The sequence below is a fragment of the Kutzneria chonburiensis genome (assembly GCF_028622115.1).
Lineage (GTDB): Bacteria > Actinomycetota > Actinomycetes > Mycobacteriales > Pseudonocardiaceae > Kutzneria > Kutzneria chonburiensis.
This window is the reverse complement of record NZ_CP097263.1, coordinates 8,199,615-8,224,907: the sequence shown is the minus strand read 5'-3', so window position 1 is coordinate 8,224,907 and position 25,293 is coordinate 8,199,615. Positions and strand designations below refer to the sequence as shown.

Here is a 25,293-nt window from a genome sequence, read left to right as displayed (position 1 = left end):
TCTCACGCCACCGGCACCCCTCTGCCACGATTCTGACCAGAACCGGACAACCCGACGCTGTGAACGGACCATTCCCAAACTCCGAGTCGAGGAATGGTCCGTTCCGAACTCCAAGGCTTGACTAGCGGCCCGGCAGGCGGTAGTTCGGGCCGAGTGCGGCGCCGCGGTCCGGCTTGTACTGGTCGAAGCCGCGCGAATCGCACTGGAGACCGCCGTTGATGCAGTGCTTGACCAGCGCGGCCAACGTCGGCGGGTCCCAGGCGTTGAAGAAGTCGTAGTGCCACGAGTAGCCGCGCCCGCTGGCCAGGTGCACCTGCGACATGTCCCCGCTGACCGGGAACGCGATCTTGAATTCCAGCATCGGCACCGGCACCGGATGGTCGGCCGGGCAGGTCAGCGTGACCCGGTCCGGATAAGCCATGTGGCTCTTGTGATCGGCCGAGTCCAGGTGCACGCCGTCCCAACAACTCGGTGCCTGGTAACGGATGTTGGCCTGGCTGCCGTCGACGCAGTAGGACGGGAAGTCCCAGTTGTGGAAGCTGTCGCCGCACTCCCAGCCCTCGATGGCGCCGGGCGCGTGCTGGAACTCGTCCTGGGTGGCCATCATGTCGCCGACCACGAACTTCAGGCCCTGCGGGAAGGGCTGCACCTTGGTGTAGTCCAGGATGCCGGACTTGTAGTACACGACCTGCGGCCAGGTTGACAGGATCGGCTGGTTTCCGTTGTACAGCGTGGGAAACCAGTACGCCGACAGGTCGTCCGGCGCCAGGCAGGTGGTGGCGCCGACACCGGCGGCCAGCAGCGACTGCAGGGTGGTCGCCGCGTTGGTCGTGGTGTTGCCGAGGAACGTGTGGTCGTGCGACTTGCCGGGCTGGTTGGGATAGACGATGGGGTCGTCGGGTTGGTGATGGGTGATCGTGCAGTCGGCCTGGAACTCGTGATGGGTCACGGTGTCGTCGGCCTGAGCGACCGGCGTCAGCGCGAGCACCAGTGCCGCGGCGAGGAGCAGGGCCTTGCGGGACACGGGCTTCTCCCTACTGGTAGATGCCGAACTCGAACAGCGAATAGCCGTACGCGGTGCCGCGCTGGGTGCCGGTCAACCGGACGAACCGGCCGGAGCCGCTCACATCGAAGTCCTCGACGCCGCCGGTTCCGGTGGTCGTGGCATGGATCGTGGTCCAGTTCGAGTTGCCGTCCGGCGACACCTGGATGGTGTACGCCCTGCCGTACGCGGCTTCCCACACCAGTTGGATGTGGTGGATCGCCGTGGTCCGGCCGAGGTCGACCTGGATCCACTGTGGATCGGACCAGTCGGTGGCCCACCGGGTCGCGGTGCTGCCGTCGACGGCGTTGCTCGGCGGGTAGGGAGCACCGTTTCCCGTCGCCTGGTAACTGGAAGCGGTCGTCGGCTGGCCCCGGGCCACATTGGTGCCGCTGACCGGCGGCACGGTCACGTTGATCGACTTCGTCTCGACGGCCACGTTGCCGTGCCCGTCGTAGGCGTACACGTACACCTTCCAGACGCCGAGCTGGTTCGGCGCGGTGACACTGAAGGAATTCGCGCCGGTCTGGGTGAAGTCCGCGTACCGCAAGGTGGTGCTGTTGTCGACGTACTTGCTGGTGTACATCAGGTTGTAGCGCACGGAGCCGGTCACGTTGACGCTCACCGCGAACTGCTTGCCCGCGCTGACGTTCTGCGGCACCGACATGCTCGTGATCACCGGGCCGGCCAGCGTGGCCGGCGAGCCGCCGTAGCTCTGGGCGACCTGGTAGTACGTCGGGAACTTCCAGCCACCTGGTTCGAGGTTGAACCAGATACCGCCGAAGTCGTTCTCGTTGCCGTAGTTGAACAACGTGGCCCCGAGCGAAACGCCGGTGTGTCCCTGAATGCAATTCCACGCGCTGGCGTAGCCGGCAACCTTCTGCTGGTCGGACGGTTCGGTCGGCACCCCGTTGGCGTCGTTGGGCACCTCCCACTCGCCGGCCTCGCCGGACTCCGTGACGATGTACGGCTTGGTGTAGCCGCCGTTGATCCAATCCTGCTTCACGTTGCAGACGGCGCCGTAGGAGTTGACCGCGTACAGGTCGAGCGACGGCGTATTGCCCTTGTAGTAAGGCCAAGCGCCGGTCCAGGCGTCGGTCGAGGTCACCGGATGGTTCGGGTCAGCGGCGTGGATGGCCTGCGCGACCCGCTCGACGTAGCGGGCGTAGGCGTTGCGCTCCGCCTCCAGCTGCGCGCCGGAGTAGGTGTTCTGCAACGTCAGCAGGACCTCGTTGCCGACGTCCCACATCAGCACGCCCGGATGGTTCTTGTACGCGTTCACCTGCTGGACGATCGAGTTCAGCGTGCTGTCCTCGTACGCCGTGTCGTTCACGAAATCGGTGCCCTGGTTGAGCCAGAACCCGTTGATCACCTTGATGTTGACGGCGGCAGCGCGATCCAGCAGCGGCTGACTCGAGGCATCGGTGCCCCAGGTCCGGACCGTGTTGACGCCGAGCTCCTTGAGGTCCTGCATGTGCGCCTCGGCCGTGGCGCTCTGCGGGCCGAACGTGACTCCCTTGATGTAGTAAGGATTTCCGTTCACCGACAGGCCCCAGTTGCCCTGGCCGCCGGTCACCTTGACCACGCTGCCGCCGTTCGGCACCGGCGGGGTCGTCAGCGGCGGCGGGGTCGTGCCGGTGCTGGTGTAGACGCCGACAGAGCCGATGCTGAGCACGCCGCCGGACGACGTCTGTGGGCTCGGCGAGGTGCAGCCGCACACCGTGTTCGGGTAGCCACCGCCGATCGCCAGGTCGAACACGAGGTAGAAGCCATGATCGACGGCGGCCTGCCATGTGCTCACGCCGACCTGGCTTTCCCTTACCTGCCATACCTGTTGGCCGTCGATGGTGAACCGGATCTGCTCGTCACTGAGCGTCCGGTCGATCACCTCGGCGTAGGTGTGATAGGCGGTCTGGCAGTCGCCGCAGGTGCCGAGGCCGCTGGTCATGCCGTTGTACTCGCCGCAGTTGCCGCCCGGAACCGTGCCGCAGTGCAGGGTTTCCGATGACTGCGCCCGCCCGTTGACGCCTTCCATGATGTCGGTCTCGCCGACCGCCGGCCATGACCCGGGATTGCCGCGGTAGGCCGATCCGTAGGCCCGGAAGGCCGGCCAGTAGCCGAGCGCGTTGGCCACGTTGGGCTGCTTGATCGACGCCGTGATCATCAGCTGGCCGCCTTGTGGCGCGGCGAAGTCCGTACGCTGCGACTCGATGCGTCCGGAGGTCCAGTTGCCGTTGTTGTTCAACGCCGTCAGGTTGACGTGGCCGTTGCCGTCGAGGGCGACGTTGGCCGGCGTGTTGGTCTCCACCTCGCCGCTGGACGGGTTCGGCCCGTTGGCCGTGATCCAGTTCGCCGCGTTGGGAGCACTGCCGGCCGCGCCGGGGAAGTTGTCCGTCCAGACCGGGTTCCACTGCGGGCCGCCCGGCTGGTCCGTGCCGCCGTAGACCTGAAACTCCCACAGCGAGTAGCCGTAACCATTGGCGCGCTTGGTCCCGTAGATACGGACGTAGCGGCCGCTGCCCGACACGGAGAGCGTTTGCCGACCGCCCGTTCCGGCCGTGGTCGAGTAGATGTCATGCCAGTTGTTGACGCCGTCGTCGGAGACCTGGATCTCGAAGCTGGTCGCGTACGCCGCTTCCCACTGCAGAACGACCTGGCTGATCTGCTGGGTGGAGCCGAGGTCGACACGTAACCACTGCGGATCGTTCCACGCGCTCGACCAGCGCGTGTTCGGATCGCCGTCGACCGCCGCCGAGGCCGGCGTGCCGCCGCCCTCCTCGGTCGAGGCGAGCGCCGGTTTGCCTTGCGAGAGCAGGGTTGCGGCGGCATGGGCGGGGGCGGGACGAGCACCGGTGCGCACAGACCGAGCACGAGCAGCAGCGCACAGGAGAGAGCCTTCATCGGATCTCCAGAGGTACGTCGTGGCAGCGGACCGAGTAGCCCCTCTGGCGGGAGAGCGCTCTCCGAACTGATACACAGGTTTACCGGAGGTTCACAGGTGCGTCAAGAGAGCGCTCTCCAAGCCGCCGGCTCAGGAGGACGCGCGGACCACCAGCACCGGCTCGAAGATCACCGAGGTGACCCGCTGGCCTTCGCCGCCGATGTGCTCCAGCACCAGGCGGGCCATCTCCGCCGCCATGTCCTCCACCGGCTGACGGATCGTGGTCAGCTGCGGCCGGCAGCCCAGCGCCGCGCCGCTGTCGTCGAAGCCCACCACCGAGACGTCTTCCGGCACACGCTTTCCGTGCCGGCGCAACACGTCGATGGCACCCATGGCCATCAGGTCGTTGGCCACGAACAGCCCGTCGAACTGCTCCTTGGCCAGCAGCGCCTCCGTCGCCCGCTCCCCGCCGACCTGCGTGAAGTCGCCTTCTGCGCTCGGCACGAACGCCTGGCCGTGACGCGCCATCGTCGACCGGAAGCCGGCCAGCCGATCTTGTCCCGCCGGCGTGTCCATCGGTCCACTCACCGTCGCCACCTGCCGGCATCCCCTCGCCACCAGGTGTTCCGCCGCCAGCCTCGCCCCGTCTTCGTGGGCCACATCCACGTAGCTGATCGGCGTCGGCCGCACCGGCCGGGCAAACATCACCGTCGGCACCCCCGCCTCGGTCAGCTGTCCCGGCAGCGGGTCCCTCGGGTCGATCGAGATCAGCAGCACCCCGTCGAACCGATCTTGCTTCAGCCGGTTCATCAGCTGGGCTCGGGCTTTCTCCGAGTCCACCAGCATCAGCACCGGGCTCACGTCCAGCGGGCCGAGCACCCGCAGCACACCGCTCACCACGCGGCCGAAGAACGGGTCCGCGAACACCCCTCCCGGGAACGCGTCTTCATGTTTGCTCGGCTCCGACACCACCAGCGCCACCGCGCCGGCCCTCCGTGTCACCAGCGACCGCGCCGCCCGGTTCGGCACGTACCCCGTCTGCTCGATCGCCTTCTCCACTGCTTCGCGCAGCTCCGGGTCGACGTTGCGGATGCCGTTCACCACCCGCGACACCGTCGCCCTCGACACCCCCGCCACCTTCGCCACATGCTCCAGCGTCGGCGGCGCCTGATCGGTGCTCATGCAGCATTTGTAGCACGCCCAGAGAGCGCTCTCCCTGGCAATGACCCACCGCCCCACCCCTCATCCACAGGCCCCGCCGCAGCCACTTCCCCGGCCAACTTCGCGCCGGGTCACCGTTTCCCCCTCCTCCCACGCAACCTTCGACTCCCGGCCATCGTCTATGGCTGTGACCGGGGCGCGTGGATGGTCGGACGGGAGGTTGCATTGATTCGTGCGGACCGTGAACTGCTCGCCGAACTCATGAGCGTCAACGACGCCGTGCCCGCGGTGACCCTGGCCATGCTCGACGGCACCTTCAGCCGTCAGCAACACGCCGACTTCGGCGCCCGCCTGGTGGCGCTCGGCCATGCGCTGAGCGCTCGTGGCCATCAGCTGCCCGCTGTCGTGATCGACGGCAGCGTCGTCTGACCGATCGGCCCGCGTGCGGAGTTGCGCCGGACGCGGGCTCGATCGTGCCGTCTTCCCTGGATCGACGGCGAAGGCCGCTCCGCTGCGCGCCCGCGCATGGGAGCATCGGCGCATGGGGAGCTTTCGGTCGCTCGACGGCCTGCGGCTGGCCGGGACCGTGACCGCGCCGCTGTCGGGCGTGCCGCACCGGGCGGTGGTTCTCGCCCACAGCGAAGGCCTCGACCGGGACGAGAACGGGCTGTTCCCGCTGCTGGCCGAAGAACTGGCGGTCGAAGGCGTTGCCTCGCTGCGGTTCGATCATCGTGGGCACGGCGCGAGCGAAGGCGTGCAGGAGGAGCGGACGCTCACCGAGCATCTGAATGATCTTCGCGCTGCCGTCGAGTACATCCGGGCCGAGACCGGGGCGCGGCGGGTGTCGTTGCTGGGCACGAGGTTCAGCGGCGGGCTCGCCGCCTTCTACGCCGCGCGCCGGCCGACGGAGTTGGACCGTCTGGTGCTGCTCACGCCGCAGCTGAACTTCAAGGGCGACTACATCGATCAGAATCCGAACTGGGCCGGCGGGCGCGTGGCGTCACCGCAGCTGGCCGAAGTCGGCTATCTGGAGCACGGGCCCGGCGTGCGGCACGGGCGGGCGTTTCTCAACGAGGCGTTCTGGGTGCGGCCGAGCTTCGTGTTCGGCGAGATCCTGCCGCCGACGCTGATCGTGCACGGGACCAAGGACGACCGGATTCCGGTCGAGTCGTCCCGGGCCGCCGCCCGGCGGTTGAAGGTCGACGACGTGCTGGTGGAGATCGACGGCACCTGCGAGGAGAACGAGAACCTCGTGGCCGAGCGGGTCGTGGAGTGGATCACGTTCAGCGAGTGAACAGCACCAGCGCGCGGGGCAGCAGCCCCGTCTTCGCGTGCCGGCCGCGCCGCGTCCGCAGCGCCACCTTGTTGATCACCTCGACCGTCACCCCCACCATCTGACGGCGGCTCAGGCCGTCGCGCTTGGGTCTCACCAGTCCCCACAGCGCCGCCCCCGCCACCGCCAGCAGGTACGCCGTGGCCGCCACGGTGATCAGCACCGCGATCACCACCGCGGTCAGCAGGAAAAAGACGATCATGAATGGCAGCAGGATCGGGTTGAGCGAGCGGTCGCGGCGGTAGTGGACGGAGTCTGCGTGCTCGTCGGCACCCAGCTTCATGATTGCTCCCGGTGTTCGAATTTAATTCGGATCTTGCTGGAGCAAATTACAAGTAGTTTACACGAAAACCATCCACTTCCACCCGTCGATGTTCCTTCCATGACCACGCCACCACTATCGACCTAGGAACACCCTCCGCAACGGGTCCCACCCACACCCAGTTCCACCGTCCACACCAGACAGTTGATCATTCACCCACCATCCCCCCAGCTCACACCGACACCCAAGACCCACACCCACCCGCCAACATCACCCACTCGGCGTAGTCAATATTGATGAGACCACCCACAGTGCGCCCCCGCATGAGCATCGCCCCACCCCCGACCCCACCCCGCCCCAACGTGCACCCCACCCACCCCACCCCCAAAATAGCCAAAAAGAAAGCAAGGAAGAAAAGAAAGAAGAAAACCAGACGAACCAACAAAAGAGGCAACACAGAAGAAAAGGCGACCGAACGCGACAAGAACACACACGCCAGAGAAAGAAACCGAGCACAGCAAGAACAAGCGAAGAAAGAACGATCAGGGGCCGACAGACAAAAGAAAGGAGCCCGAGAAGAAGACCAGAGAACGAGAACGAGAGGGAGGGGAGAGGGAGGAGAGAGAGGGAGGGAGGGAGGAGGGAGGAGGGACAGGGAGAGGAGGCAGGAGAACCTAGAGCCCAAGGCCGGCGGGCGGGCGGGCGAAGCGAAGCCACCCACCACCAAACGCGCCCACCGGAGGGCGAGCGAAGCGAAGCCCGGGGGCGTGGGGGCGGAGCCCCCACATCGGGGGTCTGGGGGTCGCCCCCAGAACAAAGAACGGGAGGTCCATGTCTGCGCTTTCCGCAGACACAGACCTCCCGGCCTCGCGTGGAGCTGAGGGGAATCGAACCCCTGACCTTCTCGATGCGAACGAGACGCGCTACCAACTGTGCTACAGCCCCGTCGTACTTCGGCTTCCGCCTTGGTACGGGTTGAACTATAGCAGGGCGGTGGGGGGTGGTTTTGCCACCCCCGGTTCAGCCGGCGACGCGGCGGTAGCCGCGGCGGTGGGGGAGGTCGAGGTCTTCGAAGGCGGGGTCTTCGTCGTCGATGTCGACGACGACGGTGCCGTTGAGGGTGGGTCCGGGCCGGTAGGGGGCTCGGGCGGGCGTGGAGCGCGGGGCGTCTTCGTATTCGGAGAGCTCGGGCTCGACGGGGGCCGTGTCGACGGGAGCGGCGACGGTCTCGGCGGGTGCGTAGTCGTCGTATTCGGCTTCGTCGTCGTATTCGGTTTCGACGAATTCGGCTTCGTCGGCGTCGCGGCCGCGCATGCGGGCTTGCCGGCGTTCGCGGACGTCGTTCTCGATGCGGACTTGTCGCCGCAGGTAGACGAGGTAGCCGACGAGCAGGAGGTCGACGCCGCCGTGGCCCCACCAGACGATGGGCATGACGAGGCCGGCGAACAGGGCGCTGAGCACGGAGAGCACGAGCAGCAGCAGGACCATGCGCTGCCGGAAGGCGTATTTGGCCCGCGCGGCGGTGGCCGCGGCTTCGGGGTCGTAGCCGCCGCGCCCGGGTCGGTAGCGGCGTGGCGTGTCCTCGTAGTCGCGGTAGTCGTCGTCCGTGATCGCTGTCTCGGACTCGTCGACGTTCATGTCGATCTCCTCCTCAACATCCTCGGTGCCGCCGTGGAGCACGCGGGCGGCCAGTGCCGAGTCGGAGGTCTTGGCCACCTCCGCACGCTTGCGCGCGATCATCGGGACAAGGACGACGAGCCATGCCACGACCAGGGCGACGATGATCAGTGAGCTGGGCATGTTCGTCACCTCCCCCGTCAGTTCGATGGGCGTGCGCTGTCCGCAGACGCCACGTTAGTCACAACAGTCACACGTGTCTCCGAGGCGCGCCGGGGATACACGGTTCCGCAAGTGTGGCGAAAAGCGCACCAATGGGTGAACTCGATTACGCGCGCTGGGCTCTTCCGGCTGCGACCAAACGGTCTACCAGGCCGTCCGTGACCTCTTCGGCCGTCAGGGCGAAGCAGATGTGGTCCCTCCAGCCGCCGGCCACGTCCAGATAGCGGCGGAACAGCCCCTCCTCGCGGAACCCGAGCTTGGTCAGCACCCGCACGCTGGGGGTGTTCTCGGGCCGCACGGTGGCCTCGATGCGGTGCAGCGCGGCGTTGCGGAAGCAGTGGTCGACGACGAGCGCGGTGGCGGCGGTGGCCACGCCTCCCCCGGTGACCTCGCTGTCGACCCAGTAGCCGACCCACGCGGAGCGCAGCGATCCCCGCAGCACGTTGCCGACGGTGACCTGTCCGGCCAGCACGCCGTCGACGAGGATCATGAACGGCAGGGTCTGTCCCCGCCGGGCCAGCCCGCGCAGCGCCGACCACTGGCTGGGCCAGGCCAGCACGCCGTTGCGCTCTTCCCAGCTGCCGGGCGCGGTGGGCTCCCAGTTCTCCAGGTGGGAGCGCTCGCGGATACGGATCCGCGACCACGTGCTGGCGTCGAACAGACGAGGTGGGCGCAGCTCGACGACGCCGGCCGGCACGGCCAGCGGGCCGAGGCGCACCGGCCATCCCGGGTGTCGACCGCCGCCGAATTCGGCGATCTCCATGGGCTCACCCACGCTGGGCGAGGAAGCACACCTGGATCTCCTCCCCGACGCCGACGTCGGTGACGTCCTCGTCGACCACGGCCAGGCAGTTGGCCTCCGCGAGCGACGCCAGCAGGTGCGAGCCGGACGTGCCCAGCGGTTGCAGCAGGAAGTCGTCGTTGTTGCTGTCCCGCAGCAGCTGCCCGCGCAGGAACCCGCGCCGCCCCTTGGTGGACGTCAGCGGTGACAGCAGCCGCGCGGCGACCATGCGCCGGTACGGGTTGGCCTTGCCGAGCGCGGTGCGGATCAGCGGCCGGACGAACACCTCGAACACGACCAGCGCGCTCATCGGATTGCTGGGCAGCAGGAACGTGGGCACGGCGTCCGGGCCGAGCCGGCCGAAGCCCTGCGCGGAGCCGGGGTGCATGGCGACCCGGGTGGTGTCGAGGTCGCCGAGATCGGCCAGCGCGGCCCGCACCTCGTCGCCGCTGGTGCCACCGACACCGCCGGCGATCACGACGATCTCGGACAGCAGCAGCCGTCCCTCCACGATCTCGCGGAGCCGCCGTGGGTCGCCGGGCACGATGCCGACCCGCGACACCTCGGCCCCGGCGTCCCGCGCGGCGGCGGCGAGCGCGTAGGAGTTGACGTCGTAGACCTGGCCGGGGCCGGGCGTGCGGTCGATGTCGACCAGCTCGTCGCCGACGCAGATGATCGACACCCGCGGCTTGGGGTGCACCAGCACCTTGTCCCGGCCGACGGCGGCCAGCAGGCCGACCTGGGCGGAGCCGATGGTGGTGCCGCTGCGCACGGCGACGTCGCCGGTCTGCACGTCCTCGCCGGTGCGGCGGACGAAGGCAGCCGACGGCACCGACATGTTCACGGTCACCTTGGCCGGGTGGCCGTCGGTGTAGCCGAGCGGGACCACGGCGTCGGCCAGCGTCGGCAGCGGCGCCCCGGTGGCCACCCGGACGGCCTGCCCGGGCTGGAGCCGTCGGGGCTGGCGCGACCCGGCCGGGATCTCCCCCACCACGGGCAGCGAGACCGGGCTGTCGTTGGCCGGCTGCACGTCGACGCTGCGCACCGCGTAGCCGTCTACGGCGGCCTGGTCGAAGCCGGGCAGGGCACGTTCGGCCACGACCTCCTCGGCGCACAGCAGGCCCTGCGCCTCGGAGATCGCCACCCGAACGGGCGAGGGCCGGACCGCGGCCCCGAGTACCCGGGTGAGCTGCTCGTCTACTGACCTCATCGTGATCCGCTCACGCCTTCCCGATTCGACCCTCCAGCCAGGAGCGCAGGTCAGCGCCATACTCCGGGTGGTCGAGGGCGAAGTCCACCGCGGCACGCAGGAAACCACCCGGGTTTCCCAGGTCGTGCCGGCCGCCGCGGTGGACCACGACGTGCACGGGGTGACCTTCGTTGATCAGCATCGCGATCGCGTCGGTGATCTGCAACTCGCCGCCCGCGCCCGGCGTGATGCGCTTGATGGCGTCGAAGATCGCCCGGTCGAGCAGGTAGCGGCCGGCCGCGGCGAAGGTGGACGGGGCGTCCTCGGCCTTGGGCTTCTCGACCATGCCGACGACCTGCTTGACGTCGTCGTCGCCGGTCTCGCGCACGTCGAACACGCCGTAGGCGGAGATCTCCTCGCGCGGGATGTCGAAGGCGCACAGCACGGTGCCGCCGAGTCGAGCCCGCACCTCGGCCATCTTGCTCAGGACGCCGGTGGGCAGCACCAGGTCGTCGGGCAGCAGCACGGCGACGGCGTCGTCAGAGCCGTCCAGGTTGCCCTCGGCGCAGCCGATGGCGTGGCCGAGGCCGAGCGGCTTGTCCTGGATGGCGGTCTCCACCGACAGCAGCTTGGTGGCCCGCTGCACCTTGGCCAGCAGCTCGGTCTTGCCGCGGGCCTCGAGCGTCTGCTCCAGCTCGGGCTGGGGGCGGAAGTAGTTGGCGACCGCGTCCTTGCCGGGCGAGGTCACGATGACCAGCTTGGTGGCGCCCGCCTGCGCGGCTTCGGTGGCCACCAGCTCGATGCCGGGAGTGTCCACCACGGGCAGCAGTTCCTTGGGGACGGCCTTGGTCGTCGGCAGGAAGCGGGTGCCCAGGCCGGCAGCGGGCACGATGGCCGTGTGGAAGGCGCTTGGCGAGCTCATGGACGAAAAGACTATCCGTCACTCTGCGAGGTGGAATCGTGACACCGACCGGGCCGGATCCCGAGAAGGACGCCTGGCGGAAACGCCTGGTCAAAGCGCGTGCCGAGGTGTCAAGTGAGGTTCGGGCGGCGGAGGCGCAAGCGCTTGCCGACGCAATGTCGGCCGTGGCTTGGCCAGCCGCCACGGTGTGCGCGTACGTGCCCGTCGGCACCGAGCCGGGCTCGGTGGCGATGTTGGACGCGCTGCGGGCGGCGGGCCGGCGGGTGCTGCTGCCGATCGTCACCGGCAAGGAGCCGCTGGACTGGGGCGTCTACTTCGGGGCCGACAGCCTCGTGCCGGGGCCGTTCGGTCTGCGCGAGCCGAGCGGGCTGCGACTGGGGCGGGGCGCGGTGGCCAACGCGGATGCTGTGGTGATCCCGGCGCTGGCCGTGGACCGTCAGGGCGTGCGGCTGGGGCGCGGGGCCGGGCACTACGACCGGTCGCTGGGCGGCGTGACGGCCCCGCGCATCGCCATCGTCCGTGCGGAGGAGTTCGTGGACCGGCTGCCGGCGGAGCCGCATGACGTGCTGATGACCGCGGTCCTCACCCCATCGGGTGGTTTTGTGCCACTGTGACGATTCCCCTTGCTGTTTGCATGGTCACGCCGTCGTGGCGCATCATCGTCTTGGCACTCTCTGCACCTGAGTGCCAATCCTGACTGCTCGCGGAGGAACCGTGCCGACCTACCAGTACGCGTGCACCGCATGTGGACACCGCTTCGACGCGGTTCAGTCCTTCAGCGACAGCGCGCTGTCCGAGTGCCCCGAGTGCGGCGGCAAGCTGCGCAAGCTGTTCGGCTCCGTGGGCGTGGTCTTCAAGGGCAGCGGCTTCTACCGCACCGACAGCCGCAACGGCTCCACCGCGTCCTCGCCGGCCGCCGCCAGCAGCTCGGACGGCAAGTCCGAGAGCAAGAGCGAGACCAAGACGGAGTCGAAGCCGGCCGCGAAGGCGGCGGAGAGTACCTCATCCGCGCCGGCGAAGGCCGCCGCCAGCTGAGTTGTCCACAGGACACCTGCTCCTGACACCGGTTGTCCACAGGCCGTGGGCAGCCGGTGTTCTTGCTGTTCACGGCCCCCTAACGTCGATCGCATGGGTGCCAAGCGCACAAGACTCCACCGCCTGCTGACGACTTCCAGCTGGGCGCGCACCATGCTGCTCCGCCGCACCGCGGCGGCCCTGCTGGCGTTGCTGGCCGTCGTGCTGGCCGCTGCGACGCTGCTGCACGGCCGGGACAACAGCATCCCCGTGCTGGTCGCGGCCCGGGACGTGCCGTCCGGGGCCACGCTGACCCGTGACGACGTGCGAATACGCAGCCTGCCGGCGGCCTACGCGCCGGCAGGGACGATCTCCGACGCCGCCACGGCGGTCGGCCGGGTGCTGGCCGGCGCGGCCAGATCGGGCGAGACGATCACCGATGTGCGGCTGGTCGGGCCGGCGAACACGGTGCTGGCCACCGGCAATCCCGACGCCGTCGCCGTGCCGCTGCGGCTGACCGACGCGGCCGTGGCCGACCTGCTCCGGCCCGGCGGCCGGGTGGATGTGGTGGGCGATCCGGGGGTGTTGGCGAACGACGCCATTGTGGTTGCGGTGCGACCGAGCGAGGGTGTGTCCGCGAAGGGCCGACTCGTGGTCGTGGCGCTGCCCCGGCAGCTCGCGGCGAAGGTGGCCGCGGCGTCATTGGCGCAGCCGGTCACCGTTACTCTGCGCTGATCGTTCGTCCCTCTGAGGAGTCGTCATGCTGAAGGGTTTCCGGGACTTCCTGTTCCGCGGCAACATCGTCGACCTTGCCGTCGCGGTCGTCATCGGCACCGCGTTCACCGCGTTGGTGACGGCGCTGGGCAGCGCCTTCATCAACCCGTTGGTGAAGGCCATCACCGGCGGCAACATCGGCGGCCAGTTCACCGTCGCCGGCGTGACCTTCGACTACGGCCTGTTCATCACCGCGCTGATCAACTTCGTGATCGTCGCCGCCGTCGTGTACTTCCTGGTCGTGGTGCCGGTGCAGCGCATCACCAACCGCTTCAAGAAGCAGGAGGAGGAGAAGCCGTCCGCGCCGACCGACATCGAGCTGCTCACCGAGATCCGCGACCTGCTCCGGTCCCAGCAGAGCCAGCGCTGAGGGAGTGACCGGGGGCGTACGAACCTGCTGAGAGGCCAGGTCTGGGCGGCCTACCGCGCTCAGACCATGGCCGGCCGGGCCGGCGTCGCAGGCTGGTTCGGGCGGGTGCGAAGCGCCGGACCCAACGGGACTGGCAGGTGGCTGACCGCTGACTGATCCAGGCCGAGGGCGGAGGACCTGCCCAGGCTATGGCCGCCCAGCCGGTTGGTTCGGGCGCAGGAGGCGCCTGCTCGTGCCGTTGGCCGGCGAGTCACCGTAGCGGCGCTGGGGAGGTGCTGGCGGGGTGTGGGCTGAGACTCGCGTCCGGGCTAGCGGTTCTCGTGGTGGGGCGGGCGGTTCTCCTCGTACCAGCTGTCGCCGTGGTCAGGGCGGCGGTCGGGGTCGCGCTCGTCGGAGGTGGTCTCGGGCAGCACGTCGCCGAACACCTCGCCGAGTCGCTTGGCGTCGGGGCGGCGGGCGGGGCCGGGGTCTTCGCGTGGCTGGGTCACCGGACCATCGTCCATCATGGGAGGCAGAGGCAGTCAGCGAGCACGAGACGGGGGAACCCCAGATGACGTTCTTCGACAAGGCCAAGGACATGGCCAACGAGCTGGCCGACAAGGCGGCGCCGCTGCGCGAGAAGGCCACGGAGGTGGTCAACGACCTCGCGGAGAAGGCGGAGCCGCTGCGCGAGAAGGCCCAGCCCTACCTGGACCAGGCCGGCGAGGCGATCTCCAAGGGCGCGGACGTGGCCGCGAACAAGATGGACGAGCTGACCGGCGGCAAGTTCAGCGAGGGTGTGCGCGCGGTCGGCGACAAGGTCGGCGAGCTGTTCAACAACGACAAGAAGTGAGCGGCCCCGGTCCGGGCCCCCGCCACGGTGGCGGCGGCCCGAACCGGACCGCGATCAGACGTCGTCGAGGCTGGACAGCTGCTCGATGACGTGCGGGACCAGCGCGGACAAGGTGGCCATGCCGTCGCGGACGGCGCCGCGAGAGCCAGCCAGGTTCACCACCAGGGTGCTGCCGGACACGCCGACCAGGCCCCGGGAGATGCCGGCGTCCACAGCCCCGGCGGCGAGGCCGGAGGAGCGCAGCGCCTCGGCGATGCCCGGGATGGGGCGGTCCAACACGCCCTGGGTGGCGTCGGGCGTCTGGTCGCGCGGCGACACGCCGGTGCCGCCGACCGTGACGACCAGGTCGACGCCGCCGATGACGGCGGTGTTGAGCGCGTTGCGAATGCCGACCACGTCGCCGGACACCGCGACGACCCCGTCGACGATGAAGCCGGCCTCTTCCAACAGCTCGGTCACCAGCGGCCCGATGGTGTCCTCGTGCTCGCCGTGCACCACCGCGTCGTTGACGATCACGACGAGGGCACGGCCGAGACGCTGCGCACTGCGTTCCATGCCACCAACCTAGCGGTCGAGTGGATCTGACGGTTCTGTGACGTACCGTGCCGAGGGCGACCGAGTCGGCCGGACTGCCCATAACGTCGGGGACGTGCGAGTCCTCATCACCGGCGGGGCCGGCTTCATCGGCTCCCATGTCGCGGACGAACTGGCCGACCGCGGGCACGACGTGCTCCTGCTCGACGCCCTGCTGCCCAAGGCGCACGGCACGCCACAGCCGCCCTCGTGGACGGAGCGGCACGAGATCGTGCTGGGCGACGTGCGGGACCCCGAGCTGCTGGACAAGCTGCTGCACGGCGTGGACGTGGTGTGCCACCAGGCGGCGGTCGTGGGCCACGGCGTCGATCCACAGGACGCCCCGGAGTACGCCGCCCACAACGACTACGGCACGGCCGTGCTGCTGGCCGCGATGCACCGCGCGGGGCTGGGACGGCTGGTGCTGGCGTCGTCGATGGTCGTGTACGGCGAGGGCCGCTACGCCTGTGCCGAGCACGGCGTCGTGCGGCCGTTGCCGCGGCGTCAGTCCGATGTGGATGCCGGCCACTACGACCCGCGCTGCCCGCGCTGCGACGCCGTGCTGGCGTGGCGCAAGGTGCCGGAGGATGCGCCGCTGGACCCGCGCAGCACGTACGCCGCGACCAAGCTGGCCCAGGAGCACCTCGCTGCCGCGTGGGCGCGGCAGACCGGCGGCAGCGTGTGGGCGCTGCGCTACCACAACGTCTACGGCCCACGGATGCCGCGCGACACCCCGTACGCCGGCGTGGCGTCGCTGTTCCGGTCCGCGTTGCGCAACGGTCAGGCGCCAACCGTGCTGGAGGACGGCCGGCAGATGCGGGACTTCGTGCACGTCACCGACGTCGCACTGATCAACGCCCTCGCCGCCGAGCAACCGGCCCCCGACGGCGTGTTGGAGGCGCTCAACGTGTGCTCCGGCGACCCGCACACCGTCGGCGAGCTGGCCGTGGAGCTGGCCGCTGCGTGCGACGGCCCCGCGCCACGAATCGTGGGTGGGGCGCGGCCGGCCGACGTACGGCACGTCGTGGCCGATCCGGCCAAGGCGTTGGAACTGCTCGGCTTCCGCGCCCGGGTGGAGTTCGCCGACGGCGTCGCCGACTTCGCGACGGCACCGCTGCGCGACCCCGTCCGCCTCTAGTTCAGGCGGGCCAGCGCGAGGAACGTCGTGCGATGCATCCGCACCGCGCCACCGAGTGCCTCGATGGCGGCGTGAACTTCGGACATCAACGGGGCTAGGCGGTCGCCGAGGCGGAGGTGGTTGCTGGTCGTGGCCGCCATGGCCACGAACTCGTCGGCGGACGATCGGCCGGCCGATTTGTACGAGCGGGTGCGCAGCGGCATGAAACCGCCCCGCACGAGCGGATCGTCGTCGGGGCGGACCGGTGCCCACGCGGCGCTCGGCCGCCAGGATTGCGTGATCTCGGGGGCCAGCCGGCGATAGACGCGGTCGAGGGCCTCGATCGCGGACGGCTCCAGCAGGTAGCTGTTCCAGATCCGGGCGACCTTGCCGCCGGGACGCAGCAGCTCGGCCGCTCGGCGCGTCCCGACGGCCGGATCGACGAAGTGCCAGGAGTCGGAGAAGGTCAGCAGGTCGAACTGCCGACCGCCGGCGTCCCAAGCCTCGAAGGTCCCGATCTCGACTTCGATGCCGTGCCCGGCGGCGATCGCGGCCATGCGTTCGTCGGGTTCAAGACCGAGCACGGCCAGGCCCCGTTCGGCCATGGCGACAGCGGCTTTGCCGGTGCCGCAGCCGACGTCCAGCACGGAACCGCCGAGGCGTTCGAGGTCGTCGACCAGGTCCTCGGGCGGCGCGGGCCGATGGCGGTCGTACTCGGCGGCGATGGCCCCGAAGGGCAGCTCCCCCATGCCGGCAACGTTAGACGGCGATCGGCAGCTTCACCTCGAAGCGGCAGCCGGGGCCGTGGTTCTGGGCGGCGATCTCGCCGCGGTGGGCCTCGACGAGCCCACGGGCGATGGCCAGCCCGAGGCCGGCGCCGCCGTCACCGGAAGGGGTGCGGGCGGAGCTGCCGCGGAAGGCGACGTCGAAGACGCGGTCGAGCTCGTTGTCCGGGATGCCGCCACAGGCGTCGTCGACTCGCACGACGGCGTGGTCGTCCTCGGCGTCGACGTGCACGGCAACGGTGCCGTCGGCGGGGGTATGCCGAATGGCGTTGGACAGCAGGTTGCGGATCACGCGGGCCAGCTCGGGGTCGCTGCCGAGCACGACGGGCCAGGCCTCGGCGTTGGCCTCCAGGTGCACGCCCTTGCGCGCGGCGACGGGGCCCTCCGCGGCAACTGCCTCGCTGATCACGTCGCGCAGCGGCACGGCGGACATGGTCAGCCGCAGCGCGCCGGCGGTGATCTTGGAGAGTTCGAAGAGGTCGTCGACCATGCCCGACAGCCGCTGAGTCTCGGTGCTGATGCGCGAGGCGTAGCCGGCGACGTCTTCGGGCGAGGACACGACGCCGTCGGACAGGGCGTCGGCCATCGCCCGGATGCCGGCGAGCGGGGTGCGCAGGTCGTGGCTGATCCACGCGACCAGCTCGCGCCGGGACGCCTCGGCGGCGCGTTCGCGGGCCCGAGCCTCGCGCTCCCACACGGTGCGCTTGGCGATGCCACGGCCGAGCAGTAAGGCGGCGGGCACGGTGACCAGCGCGACCCACAGGTACACCAGCATCGTGGTGTTGAGCATGGGCGTGAACATGAAGCCGCTGACCCCGATCACGCCGACGGCGGTGGCGACCAGCGGAACCAGCACGAGAACGGTCATCGAGGTGGCCAGAGAGCGCTCTCTGAGCCACTGGAGCAGGACCAGGCCCAGCAGCGCGATCGGCAGCGTGAAGGCGATCGCGTACGGGGCGATGTGCATCAGCTCGACCAGCATGGGCTACCTCATCCCGTCGAAGCGGTAGCCGACGCCCCAGACCGTGACGATCCGCTTGGGGTTGGCCGGGTCCTCCTCGATCTTCTCCCGCAACCGTCGCACGTGGACGGTCACAGTGGACTGATCGCCGAAGTCCCAGCCCCACACCCGTTCCAGCAGCTGGGGACGGCTGAACGCCTGGCCGGGGCTGACCATGAAGAACATCAGGAGGTCGAACTCGCGGGTGGTCAGCGCCAGCGGGGCGCCGTTCAGGGTCGCGCTGCGGGCCGCGGTGTCCAGCCGCAGGCCGGCGTCCTCGAGCACGCCCATCGCCGGCCCGGCCGGCACGCCCTTGGCCCGCCGCAGCACGGAGCCGACCCGAAGCGCCAGCTCACGGGGGCTGAACGGCTTGGTCACGTAGTCGTCGGCACCGAGCTGGAGGCCGACGACGCGGTCCTCCTCCTCGCCGAGCGCGGTGAGCATGACGATCGGCACCGAGTAGCGCTGCCGCAGCCGCCGGCAGACCTCGAGGCCGTCGATGCCGGGCAGCATCAGGTCCAGCACGATCAGGTCCGGCACCTGCTTGGCCACCAGCTGGAGAGCGCTCTCCCCATCCCCCGCGACCACCACTTCGTGCCCGTCGCGCTCCAGATAGCGGCGCACCACGTCGCGCACCGTCTCGTCGTCGTCGACAACCAGGACCCGTCCAGTCATATCCTCACCAGTTCGTCAGCACCAGATGGTTGACCGCGAGCGCGGTCAGCGCCTGCGCCGCCAGCCACCACCGGCGCGTCGAAGCCGGCAGCAGCGCCGCCGCCGGCACCAGCCACACCGTGAACGGTAGCCAGATGCGCTCCACTTCGGCCTTGCTCAGTCCGGTGACGTCGGCCAGCAGTATGGCCAGCAGGGCCGCGCCGGTGAGCAGCAGCAGCGGCGACCCCGGCAGCCGACGCAGGCCGGCGATGGCGGCCGGGCCGGCCGCGAGCACCAGCGCCGCCAGGTCGGCCCATACCCAGTAGGAGTACGGCCGCAGCGCGCCGATGCCCTGGTAGTAGCGCTCGACGACCAGGTGGTAGCCGTCGAACCACCAGAACCCGGCGGCCGCGAAAGCGACGACGATGGCGAGCGCCGCAACCAGAGCCACGATCAGTGCGGCCCAGCGCCGGGTCACGACCACCGCCGCCAGGGCGACCAGCCCGAACAGCAGCAGCCCGTAGGACAGGAACACGGAGTACCCGAGCAGCAGCCCGCCGGCGATCCAGGCGCTCCAGTGCCGCTGCACCAGCAGCCCGACCGCGAGGGCGGTGACGCCCGCGAACAGGCCGTCGGCCGAGACGCCGACCCATACGGCTCCGGGCAGCAGGATGGAGAAGGGCACGACCGCCGACGCCAACTCGGCATAGTCGTTGGAGGGTCGGAGCGGCCAGGGGCGGTGCCACCACGGCTGAGGGAATGGATCGACATCGCGCCAGGGCCGGATCGCGGCGGCGACACGTGGCCGAGGGAGCGGATCGTCCAGGGCACCGCGAAAGCGGTGAGGCTGCCGATGAGGATCACCGCTACGCCGGCCCATGCCCCGCCGCCGAGGCCGAGGCGGTCGAGCCAGACGAAGATCAGCAGTGCGCCGGGTGGGTGGCCGGCGACGTGAGTGGTCCACGAATCGGGCTGGAAGTCCAGGATGCGGGTGCTGAAGGAGCGGAGCATGGCGCCGATGTCGGTCACGCCGGGAACCTCGTGCAGGTACTCGTCACGAGAGGTGAGGCGGTCGGCGATGCCGCGCTGCCAACCGTCGACCAGGGCCAACGAGAAGGTCCAAGCGACGGCGAGGGGATAGGCGAGGAACAGCGGGGGGCGCCAGGCGATCACCGCGATGGCGATGAGGACGGCGAACGGAGTGCCGATGCCGACGTGCGGAAGCCATTCGGCGAACAAGGGAGGGGCGCCGGCGAAGATGTTGGGCACGAACAAGCCGACCGCCGTGGCAATGCCGACGAACACCAGTGCCGCGCCGCCCACGACAAGATCAAGGCGCAAACCGATGCGTTGGGCCACCAGCACACCGTAGCGGTCATCGGCCGCCGGAACGCGGTTCGAAAGAACTCCGTAAGACTTGGCAATCCGTCAGCTTTCGGTAACCACACAAAGGGTTCTGCTCACTCCGCCGCGGACCTAGCTTCGGGTGGGTGGATACCGTCGATGTGGTGCTGCCGTGCCTGGACGAGGCATTGGCGCTACCGGCCGTGCTGAATGCGCTGCCGCCGGGATATCGAGCGATCGTGGTGGACAACGGATCGTCGGACGGCTCGCCGGAGGTTGCCGCCGCGCATGGCGCGACCGTGGTACGCGAGTCGCGACGGGGCTATGGGGCCGCGGTGCACACCGGCCTCGAGCACGCGACTGCCGACATCGTCTGCTTCCTCGACGCCGACGGGTCATTGGATCCCAGAGAGCTACCGGGACTGGTTCGCGCGGTGCGAGACGGTGATGCGGATATGGCCGTGGGGCGGCGAATTCCGCAGGGGCGGGGCAGTTGGCCGTGGCATGCCCGGCTGGGCAACCGAATTCTCGCCGCGCTGATGCGGAAACGGGGTCTGAAGGTGCGCGACATCGCACCGATGCGGGCGGTCGGCCGCGAGCGGTTGCTGGCGTTGAACGTCGAGGATCGGGCCTTCGGTTATCCACTCGAACTGCTCATCCGGGCCGCCGAGGCGAAATGGCGGGTCGTGGAGGCCGATGTCACGTATCGGCCGCGGACCGCCGGCACGAAATCGAAGGTTTCCGGTTCGGTGCACGGAACTCTGCGGGCCGTGCACGACATGGCGGGGGTGCTCCGATGACCGATCGTGCTGGTGTGTTGGTGGTGGCGAAAGCTCCCGTGCCGGGCCTGGCCAAGACGCGGCTGACGCCGGCGGCCACCCCGGAACAGGCCGCCGAGGTGGCCGCGGCGTCGCTGCTGGACACGCTGGACGCGGTGCTGTCGGTGCCACGGGTCCGGCGCGTGGTGGCGATGACCGGCGACCTCGAGAAGGCCGCGCAGGCCACGGAGTTGCGACGAGTGTTGCGCTGGTTCGACGTGATTCCCCAACGTGGCAACAACTTTGCCGAACGGCTGGTGAACGCGCACCGCGATGTCGCCGACCTGCCGGTGGTGCAGATCGGCATGGACACGCCGCAGGTGACGCCATGGCTGCTCGGCTCGGCGATCGCCGCCGCGCACACCGGAGACGCCGCGCTCGGACTGGCCGAGGATGGCGGCTGGTGGGCTCTCGGCCTGAAGGATCCGTTGCACGCCATGGCGTTGCAGCACGTGCCGATGTCGCAGCCGGACACCGGAAGCCGCACCCTGGATGCATTGCACGACCTGGGCCTGCACGTGTCGCCGCTGCCGATGCTGTCCGATGTGGACACGATCGACGACGCACGACGAGTCGCGGCATCGGTGCCGGGCAGCCGGTTCGCGGCCGCGGTTGCCGCGATCAGCACGGCGGGGCAGCCCATCTCGTGACCACGACGGAGTTCGATCCGGGGCTGCTCGGCGAGCACTGCTGGCTGGAGTGCGCGAACGGGGAGCGAGTGATGTTGCCGGTGACCAGATGGCAGGAGTTGGACAGCTCGGACGAGTTGCTGCTGGCGGCGTGTCTCGGGCCGACCTTGGATGTCGGTTGCGGGCCGGGGCGGCTGGTCGAGGCCCTCACCCGGCGCGGCGTGATCGCGCTGGGCGTTGACGTCTCGCCGGTGGCCGTCGAACTGACCAAGGCGCGTGGCGCGCCGGCCCTGTGCCGCGATGTGTTCGACCGGATCCCCGGCGAGGGCCGCTGGCGGCACGTTCTGTTGGCCGACGGCAACATCGGCATCGGCGGCGATCCGGTTGCCCTGCTGCGCCGGGCCCGCGAACTGCTGAGGCCGGGCGGCAGCGTGTTGACCGAGCTCGACCCACCCGGCACCGGCCTACGCCGACAGCAGGTCCGTCTGTCCAGTGTGGACAGCAGTGGCGGCTGGTTCGACTGGGCCCGGCTCGGCCCGGACGGCTTGGAGCGCACGGCCGGCGAGGCCGGCATGGACATCCGATGGTTGAACGAAAGGGGCGGACGGTGGTTCGCCGAGCTCCAACGGTCCTGAGCGACCGCGCCAAACGGTTCCAGGAACACGTCTTCCGACCGGAGAGCCGATTGGGGCGACTCAAAGGCATTGCGGACCGGTTGCAGGACAAGGCGTTCGGGCTGCTGCGGTTCAAGAGCGCGGTGCACGACCCGAAGGTGACCTCACGAATCGGGACGTGGCTGGGGATCGCCTTCACGATCTGCTTCGTCACCGGGGTGATCAGCCATTTCATCCAGCATCCGGCGGCGTGGTTCTACTGGCCGAGCCGGCCGGTGAACCTCTACCGGATCACACAGGGCGCGCACGTCATCTCCGGGGTGGCGGCGATTCCGCTGCTCATCGCCAAGTTGTGGACGGTCTACCCGAAGCTGTTCGAGCGGCCGGCGGTGAAGTCGGTGCTGCACGGGCTGGAGCGCATCTCCATCCTGGTGCTGGCCGGGGCGGCGTTCTTCGAGCTGGCCAGCGGCACGTTCAACGCGGCGCAGAACTACCCGTGGAGCTTCTTCTTCACCACGGCGCATTACGCGGTGGCGTGGATCGCGTTCGGGTCGCTGCTGGTGCACATCGCGGTGAAGCTGCCGATCATCCGCGAGTCGCTGACCAAGGAGAAGCGGCGCGAGATCGACGTGAGCCGGCGGGCGTTCCTGCGCACGACCTGGCTGACCAGCGGCGTGGCGGTGCTGGTGTTCGGCGGCAGCACGATTCCGTTCCTGCGCAACGTGTCCGCATTGTCGGAACGGTCGAACAACGGCACACAAGGGCTGCCGGTGAACCGCACGGCGATGGAAGCCAACGTGCAGACCGTGGACGCCAGCTGGCGACTGGAAGTCGTGGGCCCCAACGGGACCACGACGTTCTCGCGCGAGCAGTTGCAGTCCATGCGGCAGACCACGGCGGCGTTGCCGATCGCCTGTGTCGAGGGCTGGAGCCAGACGGCCAACTGGAGCGGGGTGCCGGTGATGGACCTGCTCGAAGCCGTTGGGGCACCACGGGGTTCGTCGCTGCGGATCAGCTCGATGGAGAAGGGCGGCCTGTACAACTCGACCACGTTGCCCGGCACGCACACCGCCGATCCGCTGACGCTGCTCGCGCTCAGGTTGGAGGGAAAGGTGCTGGACCTGGATCACGGCTATCCGTGCCGGATCATCGCGCCGAGCCGGCCGGGTGTGTTGCAGACCAAGTGGGTGCGCCGGCTTGAGGTGATCACGTGAAGCCGGCGAGGGCGGTACTGGGGCTGCTCGGACTTTCCGCGCTGGCCTGGGGCGTCTGGATGGCGTACCCGATGGCCAAGGACATCTACACCTGGTTCCTCGGACCGGCGATCCTGGACGACGCGATCATCCTGCCGATCGCCGGCCTGCTCAGCCTGGCGGTGGCCCGCCTGACCACGACGGCCTGGCGCTGGCCACTGCACTTCGGCATCGGCGCCACGGCGGTCATCACCTACCTGGCCGTGACGGAAATCTGGCGGCCGTACGGCTTTCCGCCGAAACCGGGGCTGCACGACCGGGACTACCCGGCCGACACGCTGATCACGCTGGCGGTGCTGTGGGCCGTGGTGGTGATCGCGGGACTGCTGCGAGCACGGTCGGCCCGACGGCGAACACACCAAGATCAAGGCGGCGTTCCTCCACTCCGAGTGTAGGAAGGCCGCCTTCCAAGCAAAAGAACGGGACCAGACGCTTGCGCCGGTGAGGGGGTGCCGGCGAAACGTCTGGTCCCGTTGGCCCGACCCGATGGCGGAGGGTCGGGGGCGGTCCGGACGGGCGAGCCCCACCCCGAATGAAGGGCCGGCCCGTCCAGGTCTCAGTTCTGCACGTCGATCGTCTTGCCGGTCAGCGTGGCCTTCACCGACGACCCGCTGGCCATGGTGATGGTGACGGTGTCACCGGGACCGGCGGCGTGCACGGCGGCGACCAGGCTGTCGGCGTCGGTGATGACCCGGTCGTTGATCTTGGTGACGACGTCGTTCTTCTTGACGCCGGCCTTGTCGGCGGCCCCACCGGAGACGACGTCGCTGATCACGGCGCCGGCCTGGCCGTTGGTCGGATCGGTGACGCTGACCCCGAGCTGGGCCTGGGTGGCCTTGCCGGACTGCACGATCTGCTGCGCGGTCCGCTTGGCCTGGTCGATCGGGATGGCGAAGCCGATGCCGACCGAGCCGCCCTGGCTCTGCTGGCTGGAGTTGGGGCTGGAGATGGCCGAGTTCATGCCGATGACCTGGCCCTGCATGTTCACCAGCGGCCCGCCGGAGTTGCCGGGGTTGATCGCGGCGTCGGTCTGGATGGCGTCCAGCACGGTGTCCTGCCGCACCTGCGGCGTGCCCTGCTGCTGTTGCTGCCCGCCGCCGAGGCCGCCGAGACCACCGCCGCCGAACGGACCGCCGCCGCCCTGCCCCTGGCCCTGCTGCCCCTGGTTGAGCTCGTCGCCCACGTTGACCGGCCGGTGCAGCGAGGACACGATGCCGGTCGTCACGGTGCCGGCCAGGTCGAACGGCGAGCCGATGGCCACCACCTGCTGGCCAATCTGGAGGTCGTTGGACGAGCCGAGGGTGGCGGTGGGCAGCCCGGACACGTTCTGCGCCTTGATCACGGCCACGTCGGTCGTGGGGTCCCGGCCGATGATCTTGGCCTGGGCCTTGGTGCCGTTGTGGAAGTCGACCTCGATCTGCCCGCCGCCCACCGCGGAGGCGATCACGTGGTTGTTGGTGATGATCTCGCCGTCGGAGGAGACGATGAAGCCGGAGCCCTCGCCCTCCTGCGTCTTGATCTCGACGACGGTCGGCAGCACCTTGTTGGCCACGTCGGTCACCGAGCCGGGCGTCACGTTGGACGCGGTGGAGGCGTTGGACGAGGAGAACAGCGAGCTGTAGCTGCCGGCGCCGTTGGAGGCGGCCAGGTAGCCGCCGACCGCGCCGGCGCCGCCACCCACCAGCAGCGCCAGCACGGCCACGCCGACGACGAGCTTGGTACGGCCCGGCTTGCGCGGCGTGGTGTACACCCCGTGCGGCTGCTCGGCGGTGAGGGTGAACTGGTTGCCGCCGGGCGGCATGGCCGCGTACCCCGGCTGCGCGAAGGCTGCCGTCTGCTGGGGCCCGCCGACGGGCTGGGCGGCACCCTGCTGCCACGGCTGCCCGGTCGGCGGTTCCTGACCCGGCAGGCCCTGCTCCTGCGCGGGTCGCTCCTGGCCCTGCGGTGCCCACGGGCTCCACTCGGGCGCACCCGGGGCGCCGACCGGAGGCTGGTTCTGAGCCTCGTGCTGGACCGCCGGCGAGGCGGGCTGTTCTGGCCGCTCGGGCGTGGGCCCAGCGGCACCCGGGATGTTCTCCGTCATGGCAGTAACTGTGCCGGGTGATG

General features: G+C 69.6%; 27 protein-coding genes, 1 tRNA gene and 1 pseudogene. 13 read left to right on the top strand and 16 right to left on the bottom strand.

What is annotated here, in order from left to right:
• Positions 1 to 121: 121 nt before the first annotated feature.
• From M3Q35_RS38360 to M3Q35_RS38350, 3 genes are all read right to left on the bottom strand, one after another.
• Entirely contained in the window at positions 122 to 1,024 is a 903-nt protein-coding gene (locus tag M3Q35_RS38360; RefSeq protein WP_273937460.1) for a DUF1996 domain-containing protein, read from the bottom strand.
• 10 nt (positions 1,025 to 1,034) lie between these two features.
• On the bottom strand, positions 1,035 to 3,902 hold the full coding sequence (locus tag M3Q35_RS38355; protein ID WP_273937459.1) for a discoidin domain-containing protein: 2,868 nt from the start codon (positions 3,900 to 3,902) through the stop codon (positions 1,035 to 1,037).
• A 171-nt stretch (positions 3,903 to 4,073) separates the two neighbouring features.
• Positions 4,074 to 5,105 (bottom strand): LacI family DNA-binding transcriptional regulator, encoded by a 1,032-nt coding sequence (locus M3Q35_RS38350; RefSeq protein WP_273937458.1) that lies wholly within the window; start codon positions 5,103 to 5,105, stop codon positions 4,074 to 4,076.
• A gap of 183 nt (positions 5,106 to 5,288) precedes the next feature.
• Here M3Q35_RS38350 and M3Q35_RS38345 point away from each other — a divergent pair, with 183 nt between their 5' ends.
• Together M3Q35_RS38345 and M3Q35_RS38340 are read left to right on the top strand one after the other, a co-directional pair.
• On the top strand, positions 5,289 to 5,513 hold the full coding sequence (locus M3Q35_RS38345; RefSeq protein WP_273937457.1) for a hypothetical protein: 225 nt from the start codon (positions 5,289 to 5,291) through the stop codon (positions 5,511 to 5,513).
• A 112-nt stretch (positions 5,514 to 5,625) separates the two neighbouring features.
• Positions 5,626 to 6,378: an alpha/beta hydrolase gene (locus M3Q35_RS38340; protein ID WP_273937456.1), complete on the top strand. Its 753-nt coding sequence runs from the start codon at positions 5,626 to 5,628 to the stop codon at positions 6,376 to 6,378.
• On the opposite strand, the gene M3Q35_RS38335 is transcribed toward M3Q35_RS38340, so the two are convergent.
• From M3Q35_RS38335 to M3Q35_RS38310, 6 genes are all read right to left on the bottom strand, one after another.
• Positions 6,368 to 6,700, bottom strand: a complete 333-nt coding sequence (locus M3Q35_RS38335) for a hypothetical protein (protein ID WP_273937455.1) — start codon at positions 6,698 to 6,700, stop codon at positions 6,368 to 6,370. The two genes, M3Q35_RS38340 and M3Q35_RS38335, sit on opposite strands and share 11 nt — an antisense overlap.
• Positions 6,701 to 7,551: 851 nt before the next feature.
• Positions 7,552 to 7,624, bottom strand: a tRNA-Ala gene (locus tag M3Q35_RS38330).
• 75 nt (positions 7,625 to 7,699) lie between these two features.
• Positions 7,700 to 8,479, bottom strand: coding sequence for a divisome protein SepX/GlpR (sepX, locus tag M3Q35_RS38325; RefSeq protein WP_273937454.1), 780 nt, complete (start codon positions 8,477 to 8,479; stop codon positions 7,700 to 7,702).
• Positions 8,480 to 8,624: 145 nt separating this feature from the next.
• Positions 8,625 to 9,281 carry a GNAT family N-acetyltransferase gene (locus tag M3Q35_RS38320; RefSeq protein ID WP_273937453.1) on the bottom strand — a complete coding sequence of 219 codons (657 nt, stop codon included), beginning with the start codon at positions 9,279 to 9,281 and terminating at the stop codon, positions 8,625 to 8,627.
• 4 nt (positions 9,282 to 9,285) lie between these two features.
• Positions 9,286 to 10,509 carry a molybdotransferase-like divisome protein Glp gene (glp, locus tag M3Q35_RS38315; RefSeq protein WP_273937452.1) on the bottom strand — a complete coding sequence of 408 codons (1,224 nt, stop codon included), beginning with the start codon at positions 10,507 to 10,509 and terminating at the stop codon, positions 9,286 to 9,288.
• A 10-nt stretch (positions 10,510 to 10,519) separates the two neighbouring features.
• Positions 10,520 to 11,410, bottom strand: a complete 891-nt coding sequence (locus M3Q35_RS38310) for a UTP--glucose-1-phosphate uridylyltransferase (RefSeq protein ID WP_273937451.1) — start codon at positions 11,408 to 11,410, stop codon at positions 10,520 to 10,522.
• 35 nt (positions 11,411 to 11,445) lie between these two features.
• Here M3Q35_RS38310 and M3Q35_RS38305 point away from each other — a divergent pair, with 35 nt between their 5' ends.
• The 4 genes from M3Q35_RS38305 to mscL all read left to right on the top strand — a co-directional run bounded on the left by M3Q35_RS38305 (position 11,446) and on the right by mscL (position 13,568).
• On the top strand, positions 11,446 to 12,024 hold the full coding sequence (locus M3Q35_RS38305; RefSeq protein WP_379794528.1) for a 5-formyltetrahydrofolate cyclo-ligase: 579 nt from the start codon (positions 11,446 to 11,448) through the stop codon (positions 12,022 to 12,024).
• 100 nt (positions 12,025 to 12,124) lie between these two features.
• Complete coding sequence (locus M3Q35_RS38300) at positions 12,125 to 12,445, top strand: FmdB family zinc ribbon protein (protein ID WP_273937449.1); 321 nt, start codon at positions 12,125 to 12,127, stop codon at positions 12,443 to 12,445.
• A gap of 93 nt (positions 12,446 to 12,538) precedes the next feature.
• A complete protein-coding gene (locus tag M3Q35_RS38295; protein WP_273937448.1) occupies positions 12,539 to 13,159 on the top strand; it encodes an SAF domain-containing protein in 621 nt (206 codons plus the stop codon).
• Between the two features lie 25 nt (positions 13,160 to 13,184).
• Positions 13,185 to 13,568 carry a large conductance mechanosensitive channel protein MscL gene (gene mscL / locus M3Q35_RS38290; RefSeq protein ID WP_273937447.1) on the top strand — a complete coding sequence of 128 codons (384 nt, stop codon included), beginning with the start codon at positions 13,185 to 13,187 and terminating at the stop codon, positions 13,566 to 13,568.
• A gap of 308 nt (positions 13,569 to 13,876) precedes the next feature.
• On the opposite strand, the gene M3Q35_RS38285 is transcribed toward mscL, so the two are convergent.
• On the bottom strand, positions 13,877 to 14,071 hold the full coding sequence (locus tag M3Q35_RS38285; protein ID WP_379794527.1) for a hypothetical protein: 195 nt from the start codon (positions 14,069 to 14,071) through the stop codon (positions 13,877 to 13,879).
• 47 nt (positions 14,072 to 14,118) lie between these two features.
• Between M3Q35_RS38285 and M3Q35_RS38280 the strand changes: the two genes are divergently transcribed.
• Positions 14,119 to 14,400 carry an Rv0909 family putative TA system antitoxin gene (locus M3Q35_RS38280; RefSeq protein WP_273937445.1) on the top strand — a complete coding sequence of 94 codons (282 nt, stop codon included), beginning with the start codon at positions 14,119 to 14,121 and terminating at the stop codon, positions 14,398 to 14,400.
• 54 nt (positions 14,401 to 14,454) lie between these two features.
• On the opposite strand, the gene M3Q35_RS38275 is transcribed toward M3Q35_RS38280, so the two are convergent.
• The gene (locus M3Q35_RS38275) at positions 14,455 to 14,955 is read right to left on the bottom strand and encodes a MogA/MoaB family molybdenum cofactor biosynthesis protein (protein ID WP_273937444.1); all 501 of its coding nucleotides are present in this window, start codon (positions 14,953 to 14,955) and stop codon (positions 14,455 to 14,457) included.
• A gap of 94 nt (positions 14,956 to 15,049) precedes the next feature.
• Here M3Q35_RS38275 and M3Q35_RS38270 point away from each other — a divergent pair, with 94 nt between their 5' ends.
• Positions 15,050 to 16,111, top strand: a complete 1,062-nt coding sequence (locus M3Q35_RS38270; protein ID WP_273937443.1) for an NAD-dependent epimerase/dehydratase family protein — start codon at positions 15,050 to 15,052, stop codon at positions 16,109 to 16,111.
• Here M3Q35_RS38270 and M3Q35_RS38265 read toward each other — a convergent pair.
• The 4 genes and pseudogenes from M3Q35_RS38265 to M3Q35_RS49030 all read right to left on the bottom strand — a co-directional run bounded on the left by M3Q35_RS38265 (position 16,108) and on the right by M3Q35_RS49030 (position 19,894).
• Positions 16,108 to 16,839 (bottom strand): class I SAM-dependent methyltransferase, encoded by a 732-nt coding sequence (locus M3Q35_RS38265; RefSeq protein ID WP_273937442.1) that lies wholly within the window; start codon positions 16,837 to 16,839, stop codon positions 16,108 to 16,110. The two genes, M3Q35_RS38270 and M3Q35_RS38265, sit on opposite strands and share 4 nt — an antisense overlap.
• 10 nt (positions 16,840 to 16,849) lie before the next feature.
• Positions 16,850 to 17,857, bottom strand: coding sequence for a sensor histidine kinase (locus M3Q35_RS38260; protein ID WP_273937441.1), 1,008 nt, complete (start codon positions 17,855 to 17,857; stop codon positions 16,850 to 16,852).
• Positions 17,858 to 17,860: 3 nt separating this feature from the next.
• The gene (locus M3Q35_RS38255) at positions 17,861 to 18,550 is read right to left on the bottom strand and encodes a response regulator transcription factor (protein ID WP_273937440.1); all 690 of its coding nucleotides are present in this window, start codon (positions 18,548 to 18,550) and stop codon (positions 17,861 to 17,863) included.
• Positions 18,551 to 18,554: 4 nt separating this feature from the next.
• Positions 18,555 to 19,894 (bottom strand): annotated as a pseudogene (locus M3Q35_RS49030) (hypothetical protein).
• Positions 19,895 to 20,019: 125 nt separating this feature from the next.
• Here M3Q35_RS49030 and M3Q35_RS38245 point away from each other — a divergent pair.
• Genes M3Q35_RS38245 through M3Q35_RS38225 form a run of 5 tightly spaced genes read left to right on the top strand, consistent with a single transcriptional unit; the run spans position 20,020 to position 23,582 of the window.
• Positions 20,020 to 20,673 carry a glycosyltransferase family 2 protein gene (locus M3Q35_RS38245; protein WP_273937439.1) on the top strand — a complete coding sequence of 218 codons (654 nt, stop codon included), beginning with the start codon at positions 20,020 to 20,022 and terminating at the stop codon, positions 20,671 to 20,673.
• A complete protein-coding gene (locus tag M3Q35_RS38240) occupies positions 20,670 to 21,341 on the top strand; it encodes a TIGR04282 family arsenosugar biosynthesis glycosyltransferase (protein WP_273937438.1) in 672 nt (223 codons plus the stop codon). Before M3Q35_RS38245 ends, M3Q35_RS38240 begins: the two co-directional genes overlap by 4 nt.
• Positions 21,338 to 21,955, top strand: coding sequence for a class I SAM-dependent methyltransferase (locus M3Q35_RS38235; protein WP_273937437.1), 618 nt, complete (start codon positions 21,338 to 21,340; stop codon positions 21,953 to 21,955). The genes M3Q35_RS38240 and M3Q35_RS38235 overlap by 4 nt, the downstream gene beginning before the upstream one ends.
• 50 nt (positions 21,956 to 22,005) lie before the next feature.
• Positions 22,006 to 23,148, top strand: coding sequence for a molybdopterin-dependent oxidoreductase (locus tag M3Q35_RS38230; RefSeq protein WP_379794477.1), 1,143 nt, complete (start codon positions 22,006 to 22,008; stop codon positions 23,146 to 23,148).
• Entirely contained in the window at positions 23,145 to 23,582 is a 438-nt protein-coding gene (locus M3Q35_RS38225) for a hypothetical protein (RefSeq protein WP_273937436.1), read from the top strand. The genes M3Q35_RS38230 and M3Q35_RS38225 overlap by 4 nt, the downstream gene beginning before the upstream one ends.
• A 161-nt stretch (positions 23,583 to 23,743) precedes the next feature.
• On the opposite strand, the gene M3Q35_RS38220 is transcribed toward M3Q35_RS38225, so the two are convergent.
• Positions 23,744 to 25,270 carry a S1C family serine protease gene (locus M3Q35_RS38220; RefSeq protein ID WP_273937435.1) on the bottom strand — a complete coding sequence of 509 codons (1,527 nt, stop codon included), beginning with the start codon at positions 25,268 to 25,270 and terminating at the stop codon, positions 23,744 to 23,746.
• Positions 25,271 to 25,293 lie beyond the last annotated feature (23 nt).

Excerpts from the sequence above, each read along its gene's own strand:
- M3Q35_RS38295 (WP_273937448.1), top strand. The coding sequence starts at position 12,539 with ATGGGTGCCAAGCGCACAAGACTCCACCGCCTGCTGACGACTTCCAGC.
- M3Q35_RS38310 (WP_273937451.1), bottom strand. The coding sequence starts at position 11,410 with ATGAGCTCGCCAAGCGCCTTCCACACGGCCATCGTGCCCGCTGCCGGC.
- M3Q35_RS38220 (WP_273937435.1), bottom strand. The coding sequence starts at position 25,270 with ATGACGGAGAACATCCCGGGTGCCGCTGGGCCCACGCCCGAGCGGCCA.
- M3Q35_RS38340 (WP_273937456.1), top strand. The coding sequence starts at position 5,626 with ATGGGGAGCTTTCGGTCGCTCGACGGCCTGCGGCTGGCCGGGACCGTG.
- glp (WP_273937452.1), bottom strand. The coding sequence starts at position 10,509 with ATGAGGTCAGTAGACGAGCAGCTCACCCGGGTACTCGGGGCCGCGGTC.
- M3Q35_RS38280 (WP_273937445.1), top strand. The coding sequence starts at position 14,119 with ATGACGTTCTTCGACAAGGCCAAGGACATGGCCAACGAGCTGGCCGAC.
- M3Q35_RS38260 (WP_273937441.1), bottom strand. The coding sequence starts at position 17,857 with ATGCTGGTCGAGCTGATGCACATCGCCCCGTACGCGATCGCCTTCACG.
- M3Q35_RS38285 (WP_379794527.1), bottom strand. The coding sequence starts at position 14,071 with ATGGACGATGGTCCGGTGACCCAGCCACGCGAAGACCCCGGCCCCGCC.
- M3Q35_RS38350 (WP_273937458.1), bottom strand. The coding sequence starts at position 5,105 with ATGAGCACCGATCAGGCGCCGCCGACGCTGGAGCATGTGGCGAAGGTG.
- M3Q35_RS38345 (WP_273937457.1), top strand. The coding sequence starts at position 5,289 with ATGGTCGGACGGGAGGTTGCATTGATTCGTGCGGACCGTGAACTGCTC.
- mscL (WP_273937447.1), top strand. The coding sequence starts at position 13,185 with ATGCTGAAGGGTTTCCGGGACTTCCTGTTCCGCGGCAACATCGTCGAC.
- M3Q35_RS38275 (WP_273937444.1), bottom strand. The coding sequence starts at position 14,955 with ATGGAACGCAGTGCGCAGCGTCTCGGCCGTGCCCTCGTCGTGATCGTC.
- M3Q35_RS38320 (WP_273937453.1), bottom strand. The coding sequence starts at position 9,281 with ATGGAGATCGCCGAATTCGGCGGCGGTCGACACCCGGGATGGCCGGTG.
- sepX (WP_273937454.1), bottom strand. The coding sequence starts at position 8,479 with ATGCCCAGCTCACTGATCATCGTCGCCCTGGTCGTGGCATGGCTCGTC.
- M3Q35_RS38255 (WP_273937440.1), bottom strand. The coding sequence starts at position 18,550 with ATGACTGGACGGGTCCTGGTTGTCGACGACGACGAGACGGTGCGCGAC.
- M3Q35_RS38240 (WP_273937438.1), top strand. The coding sequence starts at position 20,670 with ATGACCGATCGTGCTGGTGTGTTGGTGGTGGCGAAAGCTCCCGTGCCG.
- M3Q35_RS38265 (WP_273937442.1), bottom strand. The coding sequence starts at position 16,839 with ATGGGGGAGCTGCCCTTCGGGGCCATCGCCGCCGAGTACGACCGCCAT.
- M3Q35_RS38335 (WP_273937455.1), bottom strand. The coding sequence starts at position 6,700 with ATGAAGCTGGGTGCCGACGAGCACGCAGACTCCGTCCACTACCGCCGC.